General features: G+C 67.5%; 12 protein-coding genes, 1 tRNA gene, 2 rRNA genes and 1 pseudogene. 7 read left to right on the forward strand and 9 right to left on the reverse strand.

All coding sequences use genetic code 11. The annotated features are described in order from the left end of the window. The first annotated feature begins 11 nt into the window (after positions 1–11). From OV427_RS22020 to rrf, 3 genes are all read left to right on the forward strand, one after another. Positions 12–84: transfer RNA gene (locus tag OV427_RS22020), tRNA-Ala, on the forward strand. Between the two features lie 280 nt (positions 85–364). Then, a 23S ribosomal RNA gene (locus tag OV427_RS22025) occupies positions 365–3,328 on the forward strand. 160 nt (positions 3,329–3,488) lie between these two features. Beyond that, positions 3,489–3,605 (forward strand): 5S ribosomal RNA (gene rrf, locus OV427_RS22030). A 150-nt stretch (positions 3,606–3,755) separates the two neighbouring features. On the opposite strand, the pseudogene OV427_RS22035 reads toward rrf, so the two are convergent. Continuing rightward, a pseudogene (locus tag OV427_RS22035) lies at positions 3,756–4,700 on the reverse strand (quinone oxidoreductase family protein); the annotation flags it as partial. A 287-nt stretch (positions 4,701–4,987) separates the two neighbouring features. On the opposite strand from OV427_RS22035, the gene OV427_RS22040 reads away from it, so the two are divergent. Continuing rightward, positions 4,988–5,431 (forward strand): hypothetical protein, encoded by a 444-nt coding sequence (locus OV427_RS22040; RefSeq protein WP_267858112.1) that lies wholly within the window; start codon positions 4,988–4,990, stop codon positions 5,429–5,431. A gap of 3 nt (positions 5,432–5,434) precedes the next feature. Here the strand turns inward: OV427_RS22040 and OV427_RS22045 are convergent, their stop codons facing one another. Beyond that, positions 5,435–5,635, reverse strand: a complete 201-nt coding sequence (locus OV427_RS22045) for a SlyX family protein (RefSeq protein ID WP_267858113.1) — start codon at positions 5,633–5,635, stop codon at positions 5,435–5,437. 67 nt (positions 5,636–5,702) lie between these two features. Between OV427_RS22045 and OV427_RS22050 the strand changes: the two genes are divergently transcribed. Then, positions 5,703–6,002, forward strand: coding sequence for a hypothetical protein (locus OV427_RS22050; protein WP_267858114.1), 300 nt, complete (start codon positions 5,703–5,705; stop codon positions 6,000–6,002). A 20-nt stretch (positions 6,003–6,022) separates the two neighbouring features. Here OV427_RS22050 and OV427_RS22055 read toward each other — a convergent pair whose 3' ends face one another. From OV427_RS22055 to OV427_RS22065, 3 genes are all read right to left on the reverse strand, one after another. Next, positions 6,023–6,934, reverse strand: a complete 912-nt coding sequence (locus tag OV427_RS22055; RefSeq protein ID WP_267863460.1) for a tetratricopeptide repeat protein — start codon at positions 6,932–6,934, stop codon at positions 6,023–6,025. Between the two features lie 159 nt (positions 6,935–7,093). After that, positions 7,094–7,438 carry a hypothetical protein gene (locus OV427_RS22060; protein WP_267858115.1) on the reverse strand — a complete coding sequence of 115 codons (345 nt, stop codon included), beginning with the start codon at positions 7,436–7,438 and terminating at the stop codon, positions 7,094–7,096. Positions 7,439–7,508: 70 nt separating this feature from the next. Further along, complete coding sequence (locus tag OV427_RS22065) at positions 7,509–7,925, reverse strand: hypothetical protein (protein WP_324289979.1); 417 nt, start codon at positions 7,923–7,925, stop codon at positions 7,509–7,511. Between the two features lie 205 nt (positions 7,926–8,130). Between OV427_RS22065 and OV427_RS22070 the strand changes: the two genes are divergently transcribed. After that, a complete protein-coding gene (locus OV427_RS22070; protein WP_267858117.1) occupies positions 8,131–8,382 on the forward strand; it encodes a hypothetical protein in 252 nt (83 codons plus the stop codon). A gap of 141 nt (positions 8,383–8,523) precedes the next feature. On the opposite strand, the gene OV427_RS22075 is transcribed toward OV427_RS22070, so the two are convergent. The 4 genes from OV427_RS22075 to OV427_RS22090 form a co-directional block, all read right to left on the reverse strand. Then, a complete protein-coding gene (locus tag OV427_RS22075; RefSeq protein WP_267858118.1) occupies positions 8,524–9,363 on the reverse strand; it encodes a hypothetical protein in 840 nt (279 codons plus the stop codon). After that, on the reverse strand, positions 9,360–10,112 hold the full coding sequence (locus OV427_RS22080; RefSeq protein ID WP_267858119.1) for a hypothetical protein: 753 nt from the start codon (positions 10,110–10,112) through the stop codon (positions 9,360–9,362). Before OV427_RS22080 ends, OV427_RS22075 begins: the two co-directional genes overlap by 4 nt. Beyond that, entirely contained in the window at positions 10,109–12,319 is a 2,211-nt protein-coding gene (locus OV427_RS22085; RefSeq protein ID WP_267858120.1) for a TonB-dependent receptor domain-containing protein, read from the reverse strand. Before OV427_RS22085 ends, OV427_RS22080 begins: the two co-directional genes overlap by 4 nt. A gap of 208 nt (positions 12,320–12,527) precedes the next feature. Beyond that, entirely contained in the window at positions 12,528–12,923 is a 396-nt protein-coding gene (locus OV427_RS22090; RefSeq protein ID WP_267858121.1) for a hypothetical protein, read from the reverse strand. 197 nt (positions 12,924–13,120) lie between these two features. Here OV427_RS22090 and glpD point away from each other — a divergent pair, with 197 nt between their 5' ends. Beyond that, a complete protein-coding gene (gene glpD, locus OV427_RS22095; RefSeq protein WP_267858122.1) occupies positions 13,121–14,818 on the forward strand; it encodes a glycerol-3-phosphate dehydrogenase in 1,698 nt (565 codons plus the stop codon). Positions 14,819–14,865: the final 47 nt, after the last annotated feature.

The following is a 14,865-nucleotide window of genomic DNA, read 5'->3' on the forward strand; positions in this document are numbered from 1 at the left end:
GGTGGTTTTCCGGGGCTGTAGCTCAGCTGGGAGAGCGCCAGCTTTGCAAGCTGGATGTCGTCGGTTCGATCCCGATCAGCTCCACACGTTTTTTCCCAGTCAGTAACGGGAAGCGTTCTTTGACAAGTGCATACGAAGGGTAAGTTCAATTTCTGCTGAGAGAAGTTCTCGCAGAGGATTGGCCATGCCAGGTGCGATGGAGCCGGGAGGCTTCGACGTACCGACAGAGCGGGCCAGTCCCATCAAGTGCTGAATCAAATTAGAAGAAGAAGTCTTCCGGGCCTGCTGCGAAGAGCAGGGGTCTGGGCCTTGGTTTCGAGTTTCAACAAGTCCGCCGAGAGGTGGGCCTGAAAGAGATCAGGGCAAGTAAGCTACTAAGGGCGTGCGGTGGATGCCTAGGTGCCAAGAGGCGATGAAGGACGTGGGTGGCTGCGAAAAGCTCCGGGGAGCTGTCAACCGAGCGTTGATCCGGAGATGTCCGAATGGGGAAACCCAGCACTGCGAATAGCGGTGTTACCTCCAACTGAATAAATAGGTTGGCAGGAGCTAACCAGGGGAAGTGAAACATCTCAGTACCCTGAGGAAGAGAAAACAACGAGTGATTCCCAAAGTAGCGGCGAGCGAAATGGGAGAAGCCCAAACCGTTGCCACGCAAGTGGCTGCGGGGTAGTGGGTCCACGGTAGGACTTTGACTTGCTAGCGGAAGCCTCTGGAAAGGGGCACCAAAGAGCGTGATAGTCGCGTACGCGAAAGCGAGTTGGAGCTGAGTGGGTTACCCAAGTAAGACGGGACACGTGCAATCCTGTCTGAATCCGCCGGGACCATCCGGTAAGGCTAAATACTCCTTGGCGACCGATAGTGAACTAGTACCGCGAGGGAAAGGTGAAAAGAACCCCGGTAAGGGGAGTCCAAAGAACCTGAAACCGCATGTCTACAAGCAGTCCGAGCACTACGGCGCAAGCCAGTGCGAGGGCGTACCTTTTGCATCATGATTCGGCGACTTAATATACGTAGCGAGGCTAAGCCGATAGGTGGAGCCGGAGCGAAAGCGAGTCCTAAAAGGGCGATTCAGTTGCGTGTATTATAACCCGAAGCGGGGTGATCTACACATGGCCAGGTTGAAGTGCGGGTAACACCGCATGGAGGACCGAACTCATGAAAGTTGAAAATTTCTGGGATGAGCTGTGTGTAGGGGTGAAAGGCCAATCAAACTCCGTGATAGCTGGTTCTCCCCGAAAGATATTTAGGTATCGGCTCGGGCAATTCAATGCCGGAGGTAGAGCACTGGAACGGCTAGGGGTCTCACCAGATTACCAAACCGTACCAAACTCCGAATGCCGGCAATTGTTATCCCGGGACGCAGTCAGTGGGTGATAACGTCCATTGGCAAGAGGGGAATAACCCAGACCGACAGCTAAGGCCCCCAAATCTAGTCTAAGTGAACACTAGAAAGGATGTGGCAGGTCATTGACAACCAGGAGGTTGGCTTAGAAGCAGCCATCCTTTAAAGAAAGCGTAATAGCTCACTGGTCAAGACAGGCCGCGCCGAAAATGTAACGGGGCTCAAGACTAGTGCCGAAGCTTCGGGTCATGCGTAAAGCGCATGGCGGTAGGGGAGCGTCCCAGTTGCAGCGAAGGTCGACTGTAAAGGCGGCTGGAGCGACTGGGAGTGCTGATGCCGAAATGAGTAGCGATAAAGGGGGTGAGAAACCCCCTCGCCGTAAACCCAAGGTTTCCTGGGTCAAGTTAATCTTCCCAGGGTTAGCCGGAACCTAAGCCGAGGCCGAAAGGCGTAGGTGATGGAAAGCAGGTTAATATTCCTGCGCCATCTTGTGAGCGTTGAACTAAGGGAGGACGGAGAAAGCTAGGCGAGCTGACCGGTGGTTGTGTCAGTCTAAAGGCGTAGGGGTGTCGCGTACGATTAAAGGCGCGGCAGCTATCCCCGAGACCCCATGGCGCCCCGTAAGGGGTAAGTCGCTGATGCTCTGCTTCCAAGAAAAGTCCCGTAGGGAGCTCATAGGGTGTCCGTACCGCAAACCGACACAGGTGGGTGAGGAGAAAATCCTAAGGCGCTTGAGAGAACTCTCCTCCAAGGAACTAGGCAAATTTCCACCGTAACTTCGGAAGAAGGTGGGCCTCTGGTAGGTGTAGGCGTACAGCCGAAGCCGAGAGAGGTTGCAGAGAAATGGCGGTAGCGACTGTTTACCAAAAACACAGGACTCTGCGAAGGCGACAAGCCGACGTATAGGGTCTGACTCCTGCCCGGTGCTGGAAGGTTAAGGGGATTCGTCAGCCGCAAGGCGAAGCGATGATCCGAAGCCCCAGTAAACGGCGGCCGTAACTATAACGGTCCTAAGGTAGCGAAATTCCTTGTCGGGTAAGTTCCGACCTGCACGAATGGAGTAACGACTTCCGCGCTGTCTCGGAGAGGGACTCAGCGAAATTGAAATAGCTGTGCCGATGCAGTTTACCCGCAGCAAGACGGAAAGACCCCGTGAACCTTTACTATAACTTGACAGTGACACTAGGGATTGACTGTGTAGGATAGGTGGGAGCCTTTGAAGCCGGGCCGCTAGGTTCGGTGGAGGCAACGGTGAAATACCACCCTGTTGATTTCTGGTGTCTAACCATGTCCCGTCATCCGGGATTGGGACACTGTCTGGTGGGTAGTTTGACTGGGGCGGTCGCCTCCCAAAAAGTAACGGAGGCGCGCGATGGTTCCCTCAGCCCGATTGGAAACCGGGCGGCGAGTGCAATGGCATAAGGGAGCTTGACTGCGAGAGAGACATCTCGAGCAGGTGCGAAAGCAGGTCATAGTGATCCGGTGGTCCTGAATGGAAGGGCCATCGCTCAACGGATAAAAGGTACTCCGGGGATAACAGGCTTATCTCCCCCAAGAGTTCACATCGACGGGGAGGTTTGGCACCTCGATGTCGGCTCATCGCATCCTGGGGCTGGAGCAGGTCCCAAGGGTTTGGCTGTTCGCCAATTAAAGCGGTACGCGAGCTGGGTTCAAAACGTCGTGAGACAGTTTGGTCCCTATCTGCTGTGGGCGTAGGATACTTGAGAGGCTCTGACCTTAGTACGAGAGGACCGGGTTGGAGGCACCGCTGGTGTACCAGTTATCTCGCCAGAGGTATCGCTGGGTAGCCATGTGCCGATTGGATAACCGCTGAAAGCATCTAAGCGGGAAACCGACCTCAAGACCAGGTATCCCGGGCGCAAGCCCCTGAAGACCCGTCGAAGACTACGACGTTGATAGGCCGGGTGTGTAAGCGTGGTAACACGTTGAGCTAACCGGTACTAATGGGTCGAGCGGCTTACTTTCCCCGTTCTCTTCCATGCCTCCTTTTGGGGCGTAAGGGACTCGGGGCCAAGGCCGAGGCTCGAGTGCGAAAGCACTCGCCCGGAAGACGCTTCTAAACAGGCACGGCGAGACTTCTCGCAGAGAATTGAAACTTACCCTTTGTATGCACTGTCGCTTGTTTTCCGGTGGCTATGTCGGAGGGGTCCCACCCGTTCCCATCCCGAACACGGAAGTTAAGCCCTCCAGAGCCGATGGTACTTCGCGGGAAACCGCGCGGGAGAGTAGGTCGCTGCCGGATTCTTTTTGAGAACCCCCGTTGCCCTCGTGGCAACGGGGGTTTTCTTTTTTTGGCGCGTCCGCCTTCCGGCTCTCCGCGCCGGCCGGGGCCCGCGGACCTGCCGCGAGCCCCTGGGCCCCACCGCGCCTGCGGCACGCGGAGCACCACCTTGCCCACCGTGCTCCGGCCTTCCAACTGGCGGTGGGCCTCGGCGGCGTCGGCCAGGTCCAGCACCAGGCCCGCGCGCACCCGCAGCCGGCCTTCCGTCAGCTCCGCTCGCAAAGCCTCACGGGCGTGGCGCTGCAGCTCCGGCGGGTGGTTCGTGCGCAGCCAATAGGCGCTCACCTTCAGGGATTTCTCATACAGCGACTCCACGTCCACCGGAGGCGGCGCACCACTCGCGCTGCCGTAGCTCACCAGGTGGCCGAAGACCGCCAATGAATCCAGGCTGCTCTTCCAGGTGTTCGCGCCCACGGAGTCGAGCACCAGCTCCACCCCGCGGCCTCCCGTCAGGGCGTGTACCCGCTCCGAGACATTGCTTTCGCCATACAGGATGACTTCGTCGGCTCCGAGCTCTCTTGCGAGCCGGGCCTTGGCCTCCGTCGACACCGTTCCAATCACCCGGGCTCCCACGCCCTTCGCGAGCTGCACCGCGAGCAGGCCCACTCCGCCCGCGGCCGCGTGGATGAGCACGGACTGCCCCGCGGACAGGTGCCCCATCGTGTGGATGAGGTGCCACGCCGTCAGTCCCTGCACGAGGAGTCCGGCGCCTTCCTCGAAGGACACGCGCTCGGGAAGCACGAGCAATTCCTGCTCTGGCACCGTCACCCGCTCCGCGTAGCTTCTCGCCGCCAGGGCCACCACGCGCCGACCCAGCCAGGCCGAGTCCACTCCCGGGCCCACAGACTCCACCACGCCCGCTGCTTCGCTCCCGAGGATTCGCGGCAGGGGCACCTTCGCGTCGTACAGCCCCCGCCGGCGCTCGGTGTCCGCGAAGTTCACTCCCGCCGCGTGGACCCGGATGCGCACTTCCCCGGGGCCTGCCACCGGCTCCGGCACTTCCTCGAGACGAAGGACCTCGGGCCCGCCCACCTGATGATAACGAATGGCTTTCATGCGACGTCTCCTGATGGCGTCCCGCTGCCTAACGTCCGACGGTGGCACTCGCCCTGCTCGTGCGGCACGTCGCTGACACCTCGCGAACCTGCACCGCGCCGACGAAGAGCCGCGCTGTTTCTCGCGGCTCGAAGCCACGCTGTCCGTTGAGAGTGTCCCCCTTCCGTTGCGACTGGGTGTCCGCCGCGGAAGTTCGCGTTTCACACATGCTGAAGCCACTGTGTGGCTGGCCTCGCTGCTCGCGGCTTGATTGAGTGGCGCTCCCCCGTCACTCAGGAGCCTCTTGCATGAAGCTGCTTCGTCCCTGCCTCGGCGGCCTGCTCGCGGTCGGTCTGTTCTTCGCCCCCATGACTTCCGAGGCCGCTGCCGTCCGCGTCGGGCTCGGCGCCGACTACTGGATTGATGAGAGCGCCGCCTTCAGCTTCACCCTCGGCGTCGAGGGACGCATCACGGGCCCGCTCTCCGTTGGCGCGCGGTTCGGCGCGACGCTCATCACGGACGGCAATGACGTCGGCATTCCGCTCGACCTCTACCTGCGCGCCAACGTTGCCAGAAGCGTCTACATCGAGGGCATGGCCGGACCGTGGATTGTCTTCGGCCGCAACGACGAGTTCCGCGCCCACGCCGCCTTCGGCTTCGGCCTGCAGGGCAAGGCCGCGAGCATCGGCATCGAGGTCGGCTACCTCGAACCCAATCCCGTCATCGGCCTGCGCCTGGGCTACAAGTTCTGAGCCTCAGTAGTGCGGTGGACGCTCCTGCTGCCGGGCGTCCACCAGCCCGGGGTCTCCCGCCAGCTTCTGCTTGAGCACCTCCACCTCCGCCTTCAGCGCGGAGATGACCTTCTGCTGGTCGTACAGCACGTCGCTCAGCTCCTGCAGCAGGTCCTGCTGCTGCATGTAGCGAAGCTCCAGCTCGGCAATGCGCTTCTCGTCCATGGGTGGCTACCCTTAACCCGGAGCGGCCCCTTGCGTCCCCTCCCCGCGCCACCCATCTGTCCATGCCATGAACGTCCAGGAATACCTCCAGCGTGCGCGTGAGCTCCTCGCCCGGGGACAGCCCGAGCTGGCCGAGTCCGCCCTCAGCGATGCCATCGACGCCGCGGTCGCCGCCGAGGACATCGTCCTCCTCACCCGGGCCCGCTTCGCCCTCGGTGAGCTGCTCTTCCAGCAGGAGCGCGACGACGAGGCGCTCCCCTACCTGCAGGCAGTCGTCCGCACGGAGCGCGTGGATGGCTCCGTCGACACCGAGGTGAAGGCCTCCGCGCGGATGCTCCGGCAGATTCGCGGCACCGAGCCTCGCTGAGCCGGCTCAGGCGCGTCGAATCAGGGGATGCTGCAGGACTGACGGATGAGCTCCGTCCTTCCCGAGAAGCGACGCTCCAGGTCCATCCGTGTGAGCCGTGCGTCGTTGATGCGCCGCTGCTCGAGCTGCATCGCGCACAGGGCCGCGAGTGCCTTGGGGTCGCTCAAGTCCAGCCGGTCCGCCTGGCGCAGGGACTCCTCGGCCGCCTCCGTGTTTCCCTGCCGGTACAGCGCGAGCCCCAGCTCGAAGTAGCCGATGCCCAGCCTCGGGTCTTCCTCCACCGCCTTGCGGAAGAGCTTCACCGCGTCCGCGTCCCGCCCCTCGCGCGTCCACACCCGGCCCTGCTCCACCAGCAGCCGGCCTCGCGGGAGCTGTCCCGCGAGCTCCTTCAGCACGGACATCGCCTCGTCCCCGTGCTTCGAGGCACTCAGCAGCCTCACGTAGCGCAGGCCGATGACCGCATCCCCCGGCGCCTTGCCGTACGCCTGTCTCAGTGACTCAGCCGCTCCCGCCACGTCGCCGTCCTGCTCCTGGAAGTCGGCTCGCAGCAGGTCCGGCCGGGCGTCCTTCGGTGCCACCTGTGCCGCCCGCTCCAGCGAGGTGCTCACGCAGCGCTCCATCCGCTCCACGTCACAGATGCGCGCCAGCAACAGCTGCGTCTCCAGGGCGCTGGGGTCCCTGCGCTCCGCCTCCTGCGCGAGCTCGTGGGCTTCGGCCGGCGCTCCGTCCAGCAGCAATTCCGCGGCCTCGCGCAGCTCCGCGGGCGTGGCCTTCGGGTGTTGCCGAAGCGGCATCAGGAACTGCACCCGCTCCTCCGCGCTCGTCGCCGCGCGGGCGATGGCCAGCTCCTGCTCGGGCATGTTCCTGGGCAGGAAGAGCGGGATGAGGTGGATGAGCAGGGCGACGCCACACACCACCAGGATGCTGCGCATCCCCCGGTCCAGCCTGCGCCGGTGCTGCTCTCCGGAGCCTCGCGGGTCGGCCCCTGTCGTCATCGACGGATTGTCCACGCGGCCCCTCCTCCCTCGCTGCCAGACCTCTTCCATGCCTCACCGAAGAGGCCTCCGCCATCGCTTCCCGGGCGGGCCTGTCTACACCGCCCGCAGCCGCGGCCGCAGCCCCGAGGGCAGCTCCAGGCCGCAGCTCCAGCACAGCTCGAAGTTCCCCGGGTTCTCCTCACGGCACTTCGGGCACTCCACGGAGCGCTCCGACGCCTCCTGGTTCTCCCGCAGCTCGGCGAGCAGGCCGCGCGCCTGCTCCAGCTCGTGCGGCCACAGCCACAGCTCCACCCACGTCTCGCCGCTGGGAATCTCCCCACTCAGCGGAGCGAGCGATTCGCCGCGCACCTCCACCGACACCCCCACGGCCTCCAGCGCTCCCGCCAGCAGCCGCGCTTCTCCCACCGTGCGATGCACGGAGAACTGCACGCGCTTCATCCCCCTCTCATCACAGAACACCGCGCCCCCGGCAACCCCACCTGGACCTACGTCCAGGCTCGTCCGCCGGCTACTCCTCCTCGCGCAGCTCGTGCGGCCAGACGACGTGCGCATGCCTGGGCGCTCGCGTGTGGAGCTCCGCCGTCAGCAGCGCGTCCATCTCCGCGAGTAGCGCGTCGTACACGGGGCCTGCTCCGCGCGCGGGGAGCTGCTCCGTCGCCAGGCGCACGCGGGGGGCCTCGTCCTCGAAGGCGAGCGTCACGGCCAGCCCCTCCGGTTCGCCTTGCGGCACCATGACCGCGGGGACCGGGTCTCGTCCGGCCGCCTCGAGCAGCGGGCCCAGTCTCCGGGCCTCGTCCTCGGTCAGGGCGCGCTCGGTCACCACCTCGCCCTGCTCCAGCACCTTCAGCAGCTTCAGTCCTTCCAGCCGCAGCGCCTGGGCGCCCGTGTTGGTCCGGCCATTGCGTTCATAGGTCACCATCCTCACGCGTCCATCACCTCCTCGGGCACGAGGTAGGCACCCCGGCTCGCGGCGGCATCCGGGCCCACCTCCGTCACGTCGCGCCCGCACCCGCCGGGCGTGCGTTTCCCGACAAGCGCGCGGGCCCTCCGGCCGAGTGTGCCTCCCTCGCGCGCTCCCTAGTTTGCGGCCCTCCCCTGGCACTCTCGCCAGGGGCTCCCGAGGTAGGTCCATGAGCAAGGACAGCGGCAAGACCCCCAACGATCAGCGTTCCGACAGCAAGAACCCCAACAACCCCGCGCAGAAGGCGTCGCAGGACAATCGCTCCAACCAGATGAACCCGAACAACCCCCGCCACTCGGGCAACACGTCCGACGGCAGCGGCTCGGGCGGCTCGGGCGGCTCCGGTGGCTCCGGTGGCTCGGGCGGCTCCGGTGGGACGCCGGGCCAGGGCAACAACTGGGGCGGCAACAAGAAGAGCTGAGGTCCGCTCCGTCTCTCCGCAACAACCCCAGGACCGGGGAGGTCGGCCCCAGGTCCTGGCTCCTGGCGCGGTGAGGCTCGCGGCGCTCCCTGCCGCGCTCACCGCGCCAGCGTGTTTCCTCCCGCTCCTGTCAGGGGCGGCTCAGCGGGCTCGGGGGCTGCACTCGCCCTCGCCGCGGTAGTGGCCCACCGTCCGCACCAGCGCCGTCACGAAGTCGCGCAGGTTGCGCACGCTGCCCACGCCGCCGGTGCCGTACCGGTCCGACGGCAGCTCGGTCAGGTCCACCGCGGCCAGCTCCTCCAGCGTGATGTCCCCGTCCGCACCGACGATGCCCAGCTTGTCCGCGTCGGCCAGCGCATCGAAGCGCATCTTCGCGCTCGGCGACTGCAGGTCGTCGAAGAAGAGGTGGTCACCGTGGATGGTGAGCTCCACCTTCTCCTCGCCGCCGTCCGGCACCGTGACGCCCTCGCCGAGGTCCGGATTCTCACAGTGCTCGTACACGGTGTTCGTGGGGAAACCCCAGGCGAAGCGCTTCGTCACCGAGCCCTTCGTCGCCGTGCCCTGCACGAAGACGGAGTAGCCGCCCGTCTTCATCATCGTCACGTCCTGCGCGTCCGCGTTGCCCGCCACCGCCTCCGGCCAGGGCGCAATCGCATAGCTGACGTGGTCCCAGTCCTTCGACGCCAGGTCGGTGAAGGTCTCCACCACCACCGGTCCGGGCTTGTGCACGTCGAACACCTTCGACTGCCCCTGCTGCGCGGCCGTCTCCTCCTCCGTGGCCACCTTCACCTCGCCGAGCATCACCAGGAACTTGTCGTACTTCACCGTCCAGCCGTCCACGAAGCCGGCCCCGCCTCCCGTGGCCGCGGGGATTTGCTTCTCGATGTAGTCCTCGCCGTACGTGGTGAACGTGACGGTGCCCTTGCCCTCGCCACACGCGGCCAGCCCGAGGAACGACAACCCCAGCATCCAGTTCTTCATTGCGCGGCTCCTTCTTCCCACGTCACGACGTAGGTGGTGGTGTCCTCCACGCCGCGCACCAGCGCGTTCTGCGCCTGGCTGCCAGCGGGGAACGTGTAGACGCCGTCCGCGTCCGGGTCGGTCGCGGTGGCGAAGTCGATACGGCCCAGCCACGTCCCCAGGTCCACGGCGATGCGCACCCGCCCGGCCTCCATCCCCAGGGACTTCTCGAAGCGGACCCCCGCCACGGGCGCCGGCAGGTCCGCCACCGCGTCGAAGCGCACCGCGCCTCCGTCCGCGTTGCGCGCCGTACCCCGCACCCGCACCGCGTGGCCACCCAGCGCACCCGCCGCATCCGTCGACGCAGTGGGCGTTGCGAGCGTCAGCTCCAGGGAACCGTACTCGCCCGTCACCGCGCTCGCGTCTCCGAGCGGCGCTCCTGTCAGCAGGTCGACGGTGGCGGTGGTCAGCACCTCGCCCAGCGCGTCTCCCGCCACGTAGTGCCCCGGGTGCGCCTGCGCCGTGCCGCCGATGAGCGAGTACCAGTCGAAGCGCGGCGCGCGCCGGGACAGCAGCACACGGCCATTGAAGAAGCGCACCGGACCCACGGACGCGTGCGCGGACTCCAGCGTCACCGTCCAGCCCCGCTCGTTGGCGCCGCTGGGAAGCGTCCCCGTCAGCTCGACGGGAAAGGTGCGGCGCTCTGCTTCGCTGCCGCAGCCGCTCAGGGCGAGGGCGAGCGCGCCCATCAGCACGTGTCTGCGAATCACAGGTGGACCTCCAGGGTGAGCGAGGCCATCCGTGGCGACCCCGCGGTGAAATGTCTCGCCGGCACGAGGCTCGGCACGGACTCCGGGGCGAAGCGGGAGCTGTAGACGAACTCGCCGTCGCGCCAGCGCGCGTCGAGCAGGTTCTTCACCTCCAGCCGCAGGCCCAGTTCGCCGCGCCTCACCGCCGTGTACGCGTCCGCGAGGAACACGGTGCGGCTGCGCTCGTCGAAGGGCAGCGGACGCGGGCCGAGGAACGTGAGCCCCGTGCCCACGGAGAACGTCGCATTCGTGCCGCCCAGCCAGGCCCACGTCACTGGCCGCTCCCAGCCCACGTCCGCGCGCGCCACCAGCGGCGCGAAGTAGGGGAGCAGCGTGTCCGTCGCCGTCACGTATGCGTGCGCCACCGTGGCACTCAGCGCCGTGACGAGGCCGCGCACCGGCCTCGCCTGCACCGCCGCGGAGACGCCCGAGCGCAGCGTCTCGCCCGTGTACACGGTGCTGCCCACCGCGTGGTCGAAGAAGAAGTCGTTGGCCACCTGCGAGCCGAAGAGGCTGACCTGCGCGGCCCAGTGCTCGCCGTCGCGGCGCGCGCCCAGTTCCGCGCCCTTCACGGAGACGAACGGGGTTCGCTCTCCTTCCGCCAGGCTCCGTGCCTGCGGGGAGCGGAAGCCGTCACCGTAGCTGGCGAAGAGGCGCCACGTGTCCGGGTCGTCCCCGAGGGCGTACTCCACGCCCGCCTTCGCGCCCAGGTGCATGCCGAAGGCGCTGCGAGCGTAGCCGCGCCCGTCGTAGAAGCGCGGGTCGCTGAAGGCGAGCGCGTCGAAGACCTCCACGCCCAGCGCGTCGGCGCGTCCGCCCAGGCGCAGCGCCCAGTGGCCCAGGGCCATGCGCGCCTCCGCCCAGCCCCACACGTCCGTCTGGGTGATGCGCGCGTCCACCTCGTCCGAGAAGAAGGTGCCGTCCGACTCACGGTAACGCCGTTGCGTCTGCTCCACGCCGTCGCGCCGGGCTCCGAGGCCCAGCTCGAGCGCGACGGGGCGGCCGAACGCCGTCACGTTGCGGCGGTGCTCGGCGCGCGCGCCCAGGGTGGTGCCGTCGTTCGTCTGCTCCAGCCCGTCTCCGCGGTCGTCCACGCGGTAGCCGGTGAAGTTGTTGCGCAGCCGCACGTCCGAGAGGATTCCGAAGACCTCCAGCTTCGTGCGCCCCTTGCCCGTGCGCGGCAGCTCGAAGCCCAGCAGGAGCTGATGCCGCGTCACGGTGCCGCCCTGCCTCGTGGTGGAGGGCGAGAAGAAGGTGCTGCGGCCCGCGAGCAGGTCGTCCTCGCGCACCACACCCGGCGAGTCGAAGCGCGTGACGTAGCTGCCACCGAGCGCCCTCACCATGAGCCCGTCACCCAGCTTCGTCGTCGCCTGCGCGAGGAGGGACGCGCGCCCGTAGCCGCGCTGCGCGCCGTAGCCGTTGCCCTCGCCCAGCTCCACCGCGGCGAAGGTGCCCTCGTCGTCTCCCGGGCGCACGGTGACGACGAGCCTCCGCTGGCCGTACTGCCCCAGCGTGCCCGCGAGGTGGACGCCGGGCTCCTCGACGCCCAGGTCCATGCGCACCGTGCCGGCGACGGCGAAGTCTCCCTGTGAAGCGCGGTAGGAGCCCTCCGTGACTTCGAGCGCGCGGACGACCTCGGGGATGACGAAGTTGGTGTCCGCGTAGCCGAGCGCGTGGATGTGGCTCACCTCGTTCACCGGCAGGCCGCCCACGTCCAACTCCACGTCCTGGCCGTGCAGTGCATCGAAGCCGCGCAGGAAGAGCTGGTGCGCCTTGCCCTCTCCGCTGTGCTGAGAGGCCACGAGGCCCGGCACCGCGCGGAGCAGGTCCACGGCGCTCGTCCTGGGCGCCGCGTCCAGGATGTCCCGGCCGAGCGTCACTTCGGAGGCGCTCTGCGTGGGACGGGTGCCTCGCACCACCGTGGAGGGGGCCTCCGGGGACTTCGCGGTGGAGGACTGCGGCGGAGGCTCGGAGCCCGCGGGTGGCGGCTCCGAGGGCGTTGGCCCGCTGTTGTCGGAAGCCCCGGTGTCAGCCGCCTGCACGCCCACGGGGGGCTCGGCCCCGGGTCGCTCCGCCGGAGGCGGGGCCTCGGAGGCACGTCCTCCCTCCGGGGGAACGACAGGGGACACGGCGAGGACACACGCCGACAACGCGGTAACGAAGAGCACGGGCACGCAATGACAGACAGCGGCGCAAAGACACGTCCCGGGGACTCACGCGCCCGTGGACACACCACGGGGCACGCGTCTCCCCGGTGGACGGCTCCACCGGCAGGACGGATACACGGCACGGACGAAGGCACAGGCCCGCAGGCGCCGCTTCGACCGCGCGACACCTACGCTCCTGGATGCACTTTGGATGTCTGGCCCCGCGCGACTACGGGCCCTGCGGCATCGCCGTCAGGCGCGGCGCCGAGCCCGGTGCTCGCGACGGCCCTCGCGAGACTTCCGCGAACCACGACACCCCCCGGACGCGCGGCGCTTCCACCACCGTCCAGGAGGCCGCCAGCGCGTGCAGGTGCTCCACCGCGCCCGCCGCGTGCTGGTGCCCGCCCGGCCCATGGCCCTTGCCCGGTGCCCGGTCCTCCGGCACGTCCCGCTTCGGGCCGTGCGAGTGCGCCCGCTCACCCGAGCCATGCACGTGGACGTGCGGCCGGCCGCCACCGCCACCGTGCCCCACCACCGCGTGCACCACCGGCGCGACGGCGAGCCCGTACACCAGGACCATCAGTCCCAGGCACGCCAGGTCTCGTCGGTCATGACGGTTCAGCACGGGGCTCGGGCGGGGAGGGAAGGGGTGGGGCGGCCGCCTCCTAGCCGTCTTCCCCAGGACACGCAAGGCCGCCTCCCCCGTGAGCTGACCCTTCTTCAACACCCGCAAGCCCTCGCGAGCCATACGCGGTGTATCACTCTTGACGCGGCGCATTGAATTCCACTGCCGTGTCGGTGCCGTGGCATTAAACTCTCTCCGTGCGTTCCGAATCCGCCGCGCTCCTCGAACCTTCATCCGAGGCCGAAGTCCCTTCGCCTCCGCCCCGCGCGGACCGCCTGCGCGCCCTGGGCACGCAGGAGTTCGACCTCCTCATCATCGGCGGAGGCGTCACCGGCTCCGGCTCGGCTCGCGACGCCGCGCTGCGCGGGCTCAAGGTCGCCCTCATCGAGCGCGAGGACTTCGCGAGCGGCACGTCCAGCCGCTCGTCGCGCCTCATCCACGGCGGCCTTCGCTACCTGGAGCACGGCCACCTCGGGCTCGTCTTCGAGTCCAGCATCGAGCGCCGGCGGCTGCTCCAACTGGCACCGCACCTGGTGCGGCCCCTGGCCTTCATCTGGCCCGTCTACGAGGGCGCGCGTGTGCCCCGGTGGAAGCTCAACGCGGGCCTCATGCTCTACGACGCCCTGTCCCTGTTCCGGAACGTGAAGGGCTACCAGCGCCTCAGCCTGCGTCAGGTGCAGGAGATGGAGCCGGGCCTGCGCTCGGATGGACTCAAGGGCGGCGCCCGCTACTACGACGCCGCCACCGACGATGCGCGTCTCACCCTGGCCAACGCAGTGGGCGCGTCCGAGGCCGGTGCCACCGTGCTCAACCATGCCTCCGTGCGCAGCCTGGTCCTGCACGAGGGGCAGGCGCGTGGCGCCGTGGTGGTGGACCATCTCACCGGCCAGGAAGTCACCGTGCGCGCCCGCGCCATCGTCAATGCCACCGGGCCGTGGAGCGATGAAATCCGCAAGCTCGACGCTCCGGACCACAAGAGCTCCGCGGTGCGCGGCAGCAAGGGCGTCCACCTCGCCGTGCCGCGCGAGCGCCTGGGTCACCGCGACGCGCTCACGCTGCTGTCGCCCAAGGACGGGCGCGTCATGTTCGTGCTGCCCGCCGAGGGCTTCACCATCATCGGCACCACGGAGACGTCCACGCGCGCCCACCCCGCCGAGGTGCGCGCCAGCGAGGCCGACGTGGCCTACCTGCTGGAGTCCGCCAACGCCTTCTTCCCCGAGGCGCGCCTCACCCGCGAGGACGTGGTGAGCGCATGGGCCGGCATCCGGCCCCTCGTCGCCAGCGGCTACCACGGTGCCCCGTCGGACGCGGGCAGCGCGAGCCGCGAGCACGCCATCGACGTGAGCCCCTCGGGCGTGCTGGCCATCAGCGGTGGCAAGCTCACCACGTACCGGGTCATGGCCCGCGACGTGGTGGACGCGGTGGAGCGCCACCTGGGCCAGGCCCGCCGCAAGTCGCCCACCGAGACGCTGCCCCTGCCCGGCGGAGACATCCCCAGCATGGACGCGGAGTTCGCCGCCGCTCGCGCGGAGGTGGGCGACGACGCCACCGCCGTGCACCTGGTGCGCGCCTACGGCAGCCGCTGGCGCCGCGTGTGGGCCCTCACCCGCGAGGAGCCCGCGCTGGCCCGGCCTCTCGCCGAGGGGCTGCCCTACCGCGCCGCCGAGGCCGCGTGGGGCGTTACCCATGAGCTCGCGCATACCTTGTCCGACCTGCTCGTCCGCCGTCTCAAGGTCGCCTTCGAGACGCGAGACCTGGGCCGTGCCGCCGCCCGCGTGGCCGCCGAGGTGATGGCGCCGCGCCTGGGCTGGGATGCCGCCGAGACGCAGCGTCAGCTCGCCACGTACGACGCTGACGCGCTGCGCATCTTCGGAGTGGACAGCGCGGACGCCTGAAGTCCTCCGTCCGGGGGCTACAACGTCCGCCGCTCCACGCATGCGCG

The organism is Pyxidicoccus sp. MSG2 (assembly GCF_026626705.1).
In the GTDB taxonomy this organism is placed as follows: domain Bacteria; phylum Myxococcota; class Myxococcia; order Myxococcales; family Myxococcaceae; genus Myxococcus.